This is a genomic window from Paracidovorax avenae ATCC 19860, from assembly GCF_000176855.2.
GTDB classification, from domain to species: domain Bacteria; phylum Pseudomonadota; class Gammaproteobacteria; order Burkholderiales; family Burkholderiaceae_C; genus Paracidovorax; species Paracidovorax avenae.
Window position 1 is genome coordinate 5084055 of record NC_015138.1, and the last position, 12352, is coordinate 5096406.

8 protein-coding genes and 1 tRNA gene are annotated in these 12352 nt (G+C 63.5%); all 9 read right to left on the reverse strand.

Annotated features, from left to right (window positions below; genetic code table 11):
* Positions 1-126: 126 nt before the first annotated feature.
* Positions 127-4362, reverse strand: a complete 4236-nt coding sequence (gene rpoC, locus ACAV_RS22065) for a DNA-directed RNA polymerase subunit beta' (RefSeq protein WP_013596796.1) — start codon at positions 4360-4362, stop codon at positions 127-129.
* A gap of 22 nt (positions 4363-4384) precedes the next feature.
* Positions 4385-8509, reverse strand: a complete 4125-nt coding sequence (rpoB, locus tag ACAV_RS22070; protein ID WP_013596797.1) for a DNA-directed RNA polymerase subunit beta — start codon at positions 8507-8509, stop codon at positions 4385-4387.
* A 302-nt stretch (positions 8510-8811) separates the two neighbouring features.
* Entirely contained in the window at positions 8812-9189 is a 378-nt protein-coding gene (gene rplL, locus ACAV_RS22075) for a 50S ribosomal protein L7/L12 (RefSeq protein WP_013596798.1), read from the reverse strand.
* 49 nt (positions 9190-9238) lie between these two features.
* Positions 9239-9745, reverse strand: a complete 507-nt coding sequence (rplJ, locus tag ACAV_RS22080; protein WP_011797539.1) for a 50S ribosomal protein L10 — start codon at positions 9743-9745, stop codon at positions 9239-9241.
* 227 nt (positions 9746-9972) lie between these two features.
* On the reverse strand, positions 9973-10668 hold the full coding sequence (rplA, locus tag ACAV_RS22085; RefSeq protein WP_013596800.1) for a 50S ribosomal protein L1: 696 nt from the start codon (positions 10666-10668) through the stop codon (positions 9973-9975).
* A complete protein-coding gene (gene rplK, locus ACAV_RS22090; RefSeq protein ID WP_013596801.1) occupies positions 10669-11100 on the reverse strand; it encodes a 50S ribosomal protein L11 in 432 nt (143 codons plus the stop codon).
* A 110-nt stretch (positions 11101-11210) separates the two neighbouring features.
* The gene (gene nusG, locus ACAV_RS22095) at positions 11211-11804 is read right to left on the reverse strand and encodes a transcription termination/antitermination protein NusG (protein ID WP_013596802.1); all 594 of its coding nucleotides are present in this window, start codon (positions 11802-11804) and stop codon (positions 11211-11213) included.
* Position 11805: 1 nt separating this feature from the next.
* The gene (secE, locus tag ACAV_RS22100) at positions 11806-12192 is read right to left on the reverse strand and encodes a preprotein translocase subunit SecE (RefSeq protein ID WP_013596803.1); all 387 of its coding nucleotides are present in this window, start codon (positions 12190-12192) and stop codon (positions 11806-11808) included.
* Positions 12193-12275: 83 nt separating this feature from the next.
* Positions 12276-12351: transfer RNA gene (locus tag ACAV_RS22105), tRNA-Trp, on the reverse strand.
* Position 12352 lies beyond the last annotated feature (1 nt).

Below are 12352 nucleotides of genomic sequence, written 5' to 3' on the forward strand. Positions count from 1 at the left end.
AGAAGAAGGGCACGGCCCGCCGGCCCGCCAGCCAGCGCCGCACCTGAAAAAACGCTCCCGGCCTGCCACAAGCGACAGAGCGGGAGCGTTGCGGCAGGCCGGCAGGCTTGCAGGCAGGGCCGTGGGTTACTCGGCCGAGCCGCTTTCCACGCCGGAGCCTTCGACCTCCGGAGCTTCATCGGGACCCGTGGTGGCCATCTCGGCCGCCTCGGCTTCGGCGATGGCGCGGCGCTCGGCGTCGTCCATGGCTTCCTTGGCCTTGCGTGCCTGGTGGTAGGCCAGGCCCGTGCCCGCCGGGATCAGGCGGCCCACGATCACGTTCTCCTTCAGGCCGCGCAGCTCGTCGCGCTTGCCCATGATGGCAGCCTCGGTGAGCACGCGGGTCGTTTCCTGGAAGGAGGCGGCCGAGATGAACGAGTCGGTGGACAGCGAAGCCTTCGTGATACCCAGCAGCACGTTGCTGTAGGTCGCGGGGATCTTGTCCTCGGACTGCAGCTGTTCGTTGGTGTTGAGGATCTCCGAACGCTCGACCTGCTCGCCGGCGATGTAGCCGGACTCGCCCGGGTTCTCGACCACGACGCGGCGCAGCATCTGGCGAACGATCACCTCGATGTGCTTGTCGTTGATCTTCACACCCTGCAAGCGATAGACGTCCTGCACTTCATCGACGATGTAGCGCGACAGCTCCTCGATGCCCAGCAGGCGCAGGATGTCCTGCGGATCGGCCGGGCCATCGACGATCAACTCGCCCTTGTTCACCACCTGGCCTTCGTGGACCAGCACGTTCTTTTCCTTGGGCACCAGTTCGTCCCAGACCTTGCCGTCCGGATCGGTGATCTGCAGGCGCACCTTGCCCTTCGTTTCCTTGCCGAAGGACACCGTGCCGGTGATCTCGGCCAGCATGCCCTTGTCCTTGGGCGAACGGGCTTCGAACAGCTCGGCCACGCGCGGCAGACCCCCGGTAATGTCGCGGGTCTTCTGGCCTTCGACCGGAATACGTGCCAGCACCTCGCCGGGGCCCACGTCCTGGCCGTCGCGTACCTGGATCAGCGCGCCGACCTGGAAGCCGATCGTCACCGAGTGGTCGGTACCGGGGATCTTCACCTCGGCGCCGTTCGCATCGACGAGCTTCACCTGCGGGCGCACCACCTTGGCGGAGCCGCGGCGCTTCGGATCGATCACGACCAGCGTGGACAGGCCGGTCACATCGTCCACCTGCTTGGCGACGGTGAGGCCTTCCTCGATGTTCTCGAACTTCACCTGGCCGGCGAATTCCGTGATGATCGGTCGCGTCAGCGGATCCCAGTTGGCCAGGATCGTGCCGGCCTTGACCTGCTGGTCGGCCTTCACCGTCAGCGTCGCGCCGTACGGCACCTTGTGACGCTCGCGCTCGCGGCCATGCTCGTCCTGGATGATGACTTCACCCGAACGTGCGATGACGACCAGCTCGCCCTTGCTGTTGGTCACGTAGCGCATCGTGGCATTGAAGCCGATCACGCCGTTGGACTTGGCTTCCACGCTCGAAGCGATGGCGGCACGCGAAGCGGCACCACCGATGTGGAACGTACGCATGGTCAGCTGCGTGCCGGGTTCGCCGATGGACTGGGCAGCGATCACGCCCACGGCTTCGCCGAGGTTGATCAGGCCGCCACGGCCCAGGTCGCGGCCATAGCACTTGGCGCAGAGGCCGTAGCGCGTCTCGCAGGTCAGTGCGGTACGCACCTTCACCTCGTCCACGCCGGCGGCTTCCAGCTCTTCGAGGGTGTCCTCGTCCAGCATCTGGCCGGCCGGCACCAGCACGGCACGGGTTTCGGGGTGCAGCACCTCTTCGGCCGTGGAGCGGCCGAGCACGCGGTCGCGCAGGGACTCGATCACTTCACCGCCTTCGACGATGGCGCGCATCACCGAACCGTTGCTCGTGCCGCAGTCCTCTTCGGTCACCACGAGATCCTGCGTCACGTCCACCAGGCGGCGGGTGAGGTAGCCGGAGTTCGCGGTCTTCAGCGCCGTATCCGCCAGGCCCTTCCGGGCACCGTGGGTGGAGATGAAGTACTGCAGCACGTTCAGGCCTTCACGGAAGTTCGCCGTGATGGGGGTCTCGATGATGGAGCCGTCCGGCTTGGCCATCAGGCCGCGCATGCCGGCCAGCTGGCGGATCTGCGCTGCGGAACCCCGGGCGCCCGAGTCGGCCATCATGTAGATGGCGTTGAAGGACTCCTGGTTCACTTCCTTGCCGTGGCGGTCGGTGGTCTTCTCGACCTTGAGCTGGTCCATCATCACCTTGGACACGTCGTCGCCGGCCTTGCCCCAGATGTCCACCACCTTGTTGTAGCGCTCGCCGGCCGTCACCAGGCCGGAGACGTACTGCTGCTCGATCTCCTTCACTTCGGATTCGGCGCGTGCCAGGATGTCCGCCTTCTGCGGGGGCACCAGCATGTCGTCGATCGCCACCGAGAAGCCGGCGCGCGTGGCCAGGCGGAAGCCGTTCTGCAGCAGCTTGTCCGCGAACACCACGGTTTCCTTCAGGCCGCACTTGCGGAAGCTCACGTTGATGAGCTTGGAGATTTCCTTCTTCTTCAGCGACTTGTTGATGTTGCTGAAGGGCAGGCCCTTGGGCAGGATCTCGGACAGGAGTGCACGGCCGACGGTCGTGTCGACCAGCGAGGTCGAGGGCACGAACTCGCCCGTGGCCTTGTCCTTGGTCCATTCGGTCAGGCGCACGCTGATGCGGGCATGCAGCTCCGCCTGGCCGGCATCCAGCGCTCGCTGGACTTCGCCCGTGTCGGAGAAGATCAGGCCTTCGCCCTTGCCGTTGATCTTGTCGCGGGTCGCGTGGTAGAGACCCAGCACCACGTCCTGCGAAGGCACGATGGAGGGCTCGCCCGAAGCGGGGAACAGCACGTTGTTGGAGGCCAGCATCAGCGTGCGGGCTTCCATCTGCGCTTCCACCGACAGCGGCACGTGGACGGCCATCTGGTCACCGTCGAAGTCGGCGTTGAAGGCCGCGCAGACGAGCGGGTGCAGCTGGATGGCCTTGCCTTCGATCAGGATCGGCTCGAAGGCCTGGATGCCCAGGCGGTGCAGCGTCGGAGCACGGTTCAGCATGACCGGGTGCTCCTTGATGACCTCTTCCAGGATGTCCCAGACCACCGGCGTGCCGGATTCGACTTCCTTCTTCGCCGCCTTGATGGTCGTGGCGATGCCCATCTGCTCGAGGCGCGAGAAGATGAAGGGCTTGAACAGCTCCAGGGCCATCAGCTTCGGCAGGCCGCACTGGTGCAGCTTGAGCGTCGGGCCCACGGTGATCACGGAACGGCCGGAATAGTCCACCCGCTTGCCCAGCAGGTTCTGGCGGAACCGGCCGGACTTGCCCTTGATCATGTCGGCCAGCGACTTCAGCGCGCGCTTGTTGGCGCCCGTCATCGCCTTGCCGCGGCGGCCGTTGTCCAGCAGCGAATCGACGGCTTCCTGCAGCATCCGCTTCTCGTTGCGCGCGATGATCTCCGGAGCCTTCAGCTCCAGCAGGCGGCGAAGGCGCGAGTTGCGGTTGATGACGCGGCGGTACAGGTCGTTCAGGTCGGAGGTCGCGAAGCGGCCACCGTCCAGTGGCACCAGCGGACGCAGGTCCGGCGGCAGCACGGGCAGCACGTCCAGCACCATCCACTCGGGCTTGATGCCCGACTTCTTGAACGCTTCCAGCACCTTCAGGCGCTTGGCGTTCTTCTTCACCTTGACTTCGGAGCCGGTCAGGTCGCCGCGCAGCTTCTCGATCTCCAGGTCGATGTCGATGCCTTCGAGCAGGTCCTTGATGCCTTCCGCGCCCATCTTGGCGATGAACTCGTCGCCGTATTCCTTGCGCTTCGCGTCATGGTCGTCCTCGGACATGATGCCGAACTTCTTCAGCGGGGTCATGCCGGGGTCGGTCACCACGTAGGCTTCGAAATACAGCACGCGCTCGATGTCGCGCAGCGTCATGTCGAGCACCAGGCCCAGGCGCGACGGCAGCGACTTCAGGAACCAGATGTGCGCGCAAGGTGCGGCCAGGTCGATGTGGCCCATGCGCTCGCGGCGCACCTTGGTCTGGGTCACTTCCACGCCGCACTTCTCGCAGATCACGCCGCGGTGCTTCAGGCGCTTGTACTTGCCGCACAGGCACTCGTAGTCCTTGATCGGGCCGAAGATCTTGGCGCAGAACAGGCCGTCGCGCTCGGGCTTGAACGTGCGGTAGTTGATCGTCTCGGGCTTCTTCACCTCGCCGAAGGACCAGGAACGGATCTTCTCCGGCGACGCCATGCCGATGCGGATGGCATCGAAATGCTCGTCCGGCGTGAATTGCTTGAACAGGTCGAGTAGAGACTTCATAAACCCTATCTCCTAGTACTTCTTAAGAACGTTCCAGTTCGATGTCCAGGCCCAGGGAACGGATTTCCTTGACCAGCACATTGAACGACTCGGGCATGCCTGCCTCGATCGCATGTTCGCCCTTGACGATGGACTCGTACACCTTGGTACGGCCCTGCACGTCGTCGGACTTCACGGTGAGCATTTCCTGCAGCACGTACGAGGCGCCGTACGCTTCCAGCGCCCACACTTCCATTTCCCCGAAACGCTGGCCGCCGAACTGGGCCTTGCCGCCCAGCGGCTGCTGCGTCACGAGCGAGTACGGACCGGTGGAACGGGCGTGCATCTTGTCGTCCACCAAGTGGTGCAGCTTCAGGTAGTGCATGTAGCCGATCGTCGTGGGACGCTCGAACTGCTCGCCCGTGCGGCCGTCGTACAGGTAGGCCTGCGTGCGGCTGTCGGTCAGGCCCTTGCGCTCCTTGATGTCGTCCGGATAGGCCAGCTTCAGCATGTCCTTGATCTCGGCTTCCGACGCACCGTCGAACACCGGCGTCGCATACGGAACACCGTTGGTCAGGTTGCCGGCCATGGCCATCACCTCGTCGTCGCTCAGCATCGACAGGTCTTCCTTGCGGCCGCGCGAGTTGTAGACCTCTTCGAGGAACTTGCGCATCTCGGCTGCCTTGGCCTGGTCGCGCAGCATGTCGCCGATGCGCTGGCCGATGCCCTTGCCGGCCCAGCCCAGGTGGACTTCCAGCACCTGCCCGATGTTCATCCGCGAAGGCACGCCCAGCGGGTTCAGCACGATGTCGGCAGGCGTGCCGTCGGCCATGTAGGGCATGTCCTCGACCGGAACGATCTTGGACACCACGCCCTTGTTGCCGTGGCGGCCGGCCATCTTGTCGCCAGGCTGCAGGCGGCGCTTGACGGCCAGGTACACCTTCACCATCTTCAGCACGCCAGCCGGCAGTTCGTCGCCTTGCGTGAGCTTCTTGCGCTTCTCTTCGAAAGCCAGGTCGAAGCTGTGGCGCGTCTGCTCCAGGGCGTTCTTGATCGACTCGAGCTGCGTCGCCACTTCGTCTTCCGCCGGGCGGATGTCGAACCAGTGGAACTTCTCGACGGAAGCCAGGTAGGCCTTGTCGATCTTCGTACCCTTGGCCAGCTTCTGCGGGCCGCCGTTGGCCACGCGGCCGTTCAGCAGCTTCTCGATACGGTCGAACGCGTCGGCCTCCACGATGCGCAGCTGGTCGTTCAGGTCCAGGCGGAAGCGCTTGAGTTCATCGTCGATGATCTGCTGGGCGCGCTTGTCGCGCTGGATGCCTTCGCGCGTGAACACCTGCACGTCGATCACGGTGCCCGAGGAGCCCTGGTCCACGCGCAGCGAGGTGTCCTTCACGTCGGAAGCCTTCTCGCCGAAGATGGCGCGCAGCAGCTTCTCTTCCGGCGTCAGCGTGGTCTCGCCCTTCGGCGTGACCTTGCCCACCAGCGTGTCGCCGGGCTGCACTTCCGCGCCCACGTAGATGATGCCGGACTCGTCCAGGCGGTTCAGCTGCTGTTCCGACAGGTTCGGGATGTCGCGCGTGATTTCCTCGGCGCCCAGCTTCGTGTCGCGCGCCATCACCACCAGTTCCTCGATGTGGATCGAGGTATAGCGGTCTTCGGCCACCACGCGTTCGGAGATCAGGATCGAATCCTCGAAGTTGTAGCCGTTCCAGGGCATGAACGCGATCAGCATGTTCTGGCCGATGGCGATCTCGCCCAGGTCGGTCGAGGCACCGTCGGCGATCACGTCACCCTTGGCCAGCACGTCGCCCTTCTTCACGATCGGGCGCTGGTGGATGTTCGTGTTCTGGTTGGAACGCTGGTACTTGATGAGGTTGTAGATGTCCACGCCCACTTCGCCGGCCACGGCTTCGGCGTCGTTCACACGCACCACGATGCGGGTGGCGTCCACGTAGTCCACGATGCCGCCGCGGTTGGCGGTCACCACGGTGCCGGAGTCCACGGCCGCCACGCGCTCGATGCCCGTGCCCACCATGGGCTTTTCCGGACGCAGCACGGGCACGGCCTGGCGCGACATGTTGGCGCCCATCAGTGCGCGGTTCGCGTCATCGTGCTCCAGGAAGGGCACCAGCGATGCGGCCACCGACACGATCTGCGCGGGCGACACGTCCATGTACTGCACGCGCTCGGCGGACAGCAGCGTGGATTCACCCTTCTCGCGGGCCGACACCAGGTCGCCGGTCAGGCGGCCTTCGGCATCCAGCGTCGCATTGGCCTGGGCGATGACGTACTTGCCTTCCTCGATGGCCGACAGGTAGTCGATCTGGTCGGTCACCTTGCCGTCCACCACGCGGCGATACGGCGTCTCGATGAAGCCGTACTCGTTCAGGCGGGCGTACAGGGCCAGCGAGTTGATCAGGCCGATGTTCGGGCCTTCAGGCGTTTCGATAGGGCAGACGCGGCCATAGTGCGTGACGTGCACGTCGCGTACTTCGAAGCCGGCACGCTCGCGGGTCAGGCCGCCCGGGCCCAGGGCCGAGACGCGGCGCTTGTGCGTGATTTCCGCCAGCGGGTTGGTCTGGTCCATGAACTGCGACAGCTGCGACGCACCGAAAAACTCCTTCAGGGCGGCCGAGATCGGCTTGCTGTTGATCAGGTCGTGCGGCATCAGCGGCTCTTGCTCGGCCTGGCCCAGACGCTCCTTCACGGCCTTCTCGATACGCGCCAGGCCCGTGCGGTACTGGTTCTCGGCCAGTTCGCCCACGCAACGCACGCGGCGGTTGCCCAGGTGGTCGATGTCATCGACTTCGCCCTTGCCGTTGCGCAGGTCCACCAGGATCTTCACCACGGCCAGGATGTCGTCGTTGGACAGCACCATCGGGCCGGTGGATTCGTCGCGGCCGATCTTGGCGTTGAACTTCATGCGGCCCACGCGCGACAGGTCGTACGTGTCCGGGTTGTAGAAGAGGCGCTGGAACAGGGCCTGCACGGCGTCTTCCGTCGGCGGTTCGCCGGGGCGCATCATGCGGTAGATGGCCACGCGGGCGGCGAACTCGTCCACCGTCTCGTCGATGCGCAGCGTCTGCGAGATGTACGCGCCCTGGTCCAGTTCGTTCGTGTAGATGACCTGCAGGTCCTGCACGCCGGCCGAACGCAGCTTCTTCAGCAGCGCTTCCGTGAGTTCCTCGTTGGCCTTGGCCACGATCTCGCCGGTATCGCCGTCCACGATGTTGCGCGCGACCACGCGGCCGATCAGGAAGTCTTCCGGCACGCTGATGTGCGTCGTGCCGGACTGCTCCAGTTCACGGGTGTGGCGGGCGGTGATCCGCTTGTCCTTGGCCACGACGACCTTGCCGGACTTGTCGGTGATGTCGAAGCGCGCCACTTCGCCCTTCAGGCGGTCGGCCACGAACTCCATCTGGGCGCCACTGTCCATCAGGCGGAAGTTGTCGTTGACGAAGAAGTTCGCCAGGATCGATTCCGGGTTCAGGCCGATGGCCTTCAGCAGGATCGTGACCGGCATCTTGCGGCGACGGTCCACGCGGAAATACAGGATGTCCTTCGGGTCGAACTCGAAGTCCAGCCAGGAGCCGCGGTAGGGAATGATGCGTGCGGAGAAAAGCAGCTTGCCGGAGCTGTGCGTCTTGCCCTTGTCGTGCTCGAAGAACACGCCGGGCGAACGGTGCAGCTGCGACACGATCACGCGCTCGGTGCCGTTGATGATGAACGAGCCCTTGTCGGTCATCAGGGGCACCTCGCCCATGTAGACCTCCTGCTCCTTCACTTCCTTCACCACCTTGGACTGCGACGTCGAGGACTCGCGGTCATAGATGATGAGCTGCACCTTGGCACGCACGGCCGAGGCGAACGTCAGGCCGCGGGTCTGGCACTCGCGCACGTCGAACGCCGGCTTGGCCAGGTTGTACTCCACGAACTTCATCTCGACGAAGCCGTTGTGCGAGACGATCGGGAACGCTGCGTTGAATGCGGCCTGCAGGCCTTCGTTGGTGCGTTTCTGCGGTGCCATGTCCGCTTGGAGGAAAGCGGTGTACGCGTCCTTCTGCATCTGCAGCAGGTACGGCACTTTGAGCACGCTGTCGCGGCTACCGAAACTCTTGCGGATGCGCTTGCGTTCGGTATAGCTGTACGTGGATGTTGGGGCCATGAGATCTCCGGGCAAAGACATGGATGGGGGTCTTCGACGACTACTGCCCCACAAGGAGCGCGGCCTTGCGGGCTTGGCGGTTGGCCACTACCAACCATGGCGGACGGCGATGCGTTGCACATCGCCCGAACCAAGGCGTCTTCTGTTGTCGGGTTGTCAGAAGACACTAGGAAACAGGAGGTGGATGCCGAGGCCGGCGCCCGTTCCTGCTTTCTGGTGTGCTCTGCACACTTGCGCTTCTCAGAAGCGCGGAAAGGCTGGAGGCCCTTTTCGGAGCCTCCAGCCTTGCCAAAGCAGCCGAATTACTTGAGTTCGGCCTTGGCGCCGGCTTCCACCAGCTTCTTGACAGCGGCTTCTGCGTCGGCCTTGGCGATGCCTTCCTTGACGTTCTTCGGAGCGCCGTCCACCAGGTCCTTGGCTTCCTTGAGGCCCAGGCCGGTGATTTCGCGCACGGCCTTGATGACCGCGACCTTGTTGGCACCGGCTTCGGCCAGCACCACGTTGAACTCGGTCTTCTCTTCGGCAGCAGCTGCTGCACCGCCGCCGCCAGCGGCAGCAGGAGCGGCCATGGCGGCAGCGCTCACGCCGAACTTCTCTTCAATGGCCTTCACCAGGTCATTGAGTTCCATCACGGACATGCTGTCCAGGGCGGTCAAGAATGCGTCTTTATCGAATGCCATAATTTTTTCCTAACAATTGGTTTAAAGAGGGAACGACTGCAGCAAAGCCTCAAGCGGCTGCTGCTTCGCCTTCGCCTTTCTTTGCGGCCAGAGCACCCAGCACCACGGCGGTGCGGGAGATCGGCGACATCAGCAAGCCACACAGCTGGGCCAGCAGCACTTCCTTGGAAGGGATGTTGGCCAGTTGCTTCACGCCGTTCACGTCCAGGGCCTTGCCTGCGAAGGCGCCGCCGCGAATCACCAGCTTGTCGTTGGTCTTCGCGAAATCGGCCACCACCTTGGCGGCGGCCACAGCGTCTTCGGAGAAGCCATAGATCAGAGGACCGGTCATCTGGTCGGCCACCACGTCGAACTGGCTGCCAGCCACAGCACGGCGGGCCAGGGTGTTCTTCAGAACACTCAGGCTCACACCCTTGCTGCGGGCGTCAACGCGCAGTTTCGTCATGTCGGCCACCGTGATGCCACGGTATTCCGCGATCACGAGCGTTTGAGCTTTAGCGGCGAGGCTGGTCACTTCATTGATGACCGCTTCTTTCTCACTGCGATTAAGACTCAAGGTCTACTCCTTCATATGCACACTCGGGGAACCCCTCATGCGCGCTCTTGTTGCAGCGACCAACTGTTTTGGAATCGAATTCCATCTGCAGCGGGATCGCCATCTGCGCTGGCTCCGTGGATTTAAATGCAACCGGGGCTGCACACCAGCGGTCTTGGATGGCCCGGCGCATCGCTGCGCCGGCCCACCACCGAGGCACCTTGCGGCACCTCAAGATTTCTTGGCTATCAGGCCGAGATGGATTGCGTATCGACGCGCACGCCGACACCCATGGTCGAGGACACGGCCACCTTGCGCAGGTACAGACCCTTGCTGGTTGCCGGCTTCGCCTTGTTCAGTGCCTCGATCAGGGCCACCAGGTTGCCCTGGAGCTTGTCGTTGTCGAACGAACGACGGCCGATCGTGCTGTGGATGATCCCGGCCTTGTCGACACGGAACTGCACCTGGCCAGCCTTGGCGTTCTTCACGGCCGTGGCGACGTCGGGCGTCACCGTACCCACCTTGGGGTTCGGCATCAGGCCGCGCGGGCCCAGGATCTGGCCCAGCGTACCCACGACGCGCATGGCATCGGGAGCAGCGATCACCACGTCGAACGGCATGTCACCGGCCTTCACCTGTGCAGCCAGATCGTCCATGCCCACGATGTCAGCGCCGGCAGCCTTGGCTTCTTCAGCCTTGGCACCCTGGGCGAACACGGCCACACGGGTCGTCTTGCCCGTGCCGTTCGGCAGCACGACGGCGCCACGCACCACCTGGTCCGACTTCTTGGCGTCGATGCCCAACTGAACGGCCACGTCGATGGATTCATCGAACTTGGCGGTTGCGGCTTCCTTCACCAGCACCACGGCATCGGCGAACGCATACAGCTTCGTGCTGTCGACCTTGCCTTGCAGGGCCTTTTGCTTCTTGGTCAGCTTAGCCATTTACAGGCCCTCCACCGTAACGCCCATGGAACGGGCGGAGCCAGCCAGCGTGCGGACGGCAGCGTCCACGTTGGCAGCGTTCATGTCCTTCAGCTTGGTCTTGGCGATCTCTTCCAGCTGTGCGCGGGTGATCTTGCCGACCTTCGTGCTCAGGGCGTTCGCGGAACCCTTTTCCAGCTTGATCGCCTTCTTGATCAGGGTCGTCGCCGGGGGCGTCTTGATGATGAAGGTGAAGCTCTTGTCCGCGAAAGCCGTGATGACCACGGGCAGCGGCAGACCGGGCTCGACGCCCTGGGTCTGGGCGTTGAACGCCTTGCAGAACTCCATGATGTTCAGGCCACGCTGACCCAGCGCGGGACCGATCGGAGGAGAGGGGTTAGCCTTCCCTGCCGGCACTTGCAGCTTGATAAAGCCGACGATTTTCTTCGCCATAGCGACTCCTTACGGGTGATAGCGCCTGACGGACAGGCTCCCCGGGGTTGATGACTCCACTTCTGTGCGCCGAGTCAGGAAAAGCGCATGGGTGCACCCGGAGGTGCGGATCAGGTCTTTTCGACCTGACCGAATTCGAGTTCCACCGGGGTGGAACGGCCGAAGATCATGACGGAGACGCGCACGCGGCTCTTTTCGTAGTTGACTTCTTCGACCGAGCCGTTGAAGTCGGCAAATGGACCTTCCTTCACGCGGACCAACTCGCCCACCATGAATTCGATCTTGTGGCGCGGCTTGTCCGTGCCTTCCTGGATCTGGTTGACGATCTTCTGGACCTCGTCCTCGGAGATCGGCGCGGGACGGTTCTTCGCACCGCCCACAAACCCCGTCACCTTGCTGGTGTGCTTCACAAGGTGCCAGGTATCGTCATCCATCACCATCTCGACGAACACGTAGCCGGGAAAGAGGCGCCGCTCGGTCGTCTTGCGCTGGCCGTTCTTCATTTCCACGACTTCTTCCGTCGGGACGAGAATCCGGCCGAACTTGTCCTGCATGCCCGCGCGGTTGATGCGCTCCGTGATGTTGCGCTCTACCGCCTTCTCCATCCCGGAGTAGGCATGCACGATATACCAGCGCAGGTCCGGATTGGCAGACGAAGCAGGCACCTGGGCAGGCGAGAGATTTTGATCGACGGCGTCATTCATGTTATTTCCTCCAGCCCAGGATCAGATCGTAGAGCACCCATTCCAGTGTCTTGTCGGTGAACCAGAGGAACAGCGCCATCACCAGAACGAAGGCAAACACGTAGGCCGTCATCTGCAAGGTTTCCTTGCGGGTGGGCCACACGACCTTCTTCACCTCTTTCCAGGCATCCTTGGCGAAACCGGTGAAGCGGCGCCCCGACTCGGACATCGCGAACACGGCTGCAGCGGCGATGATCGCGACGATCAGGACCGCCCACTGGACCGCAGCCCCCTGCTTGGAGAGCAGGTAGAAACCGGCAATACCCGCAATCAGCAACACGACGACAGCGGCCAGCTTGGCCTTGTCGGCGCCTGTACTTACGGTTTCAATTTGCTGAGACGCTGCCATTCTTCATTCCGGTTGCAAAATTGCGCTTTCACAAGACACCGAAGCCCGCCAGGTGTCTGGCGGGCTTTTTTATGCCAGGTGACTGGCAGGGGCAGTAGGAATCGAACCTACAACCTTCGGTTTTGGAGACCGACGCTCTGCCAATTGAGCTATACCCCTA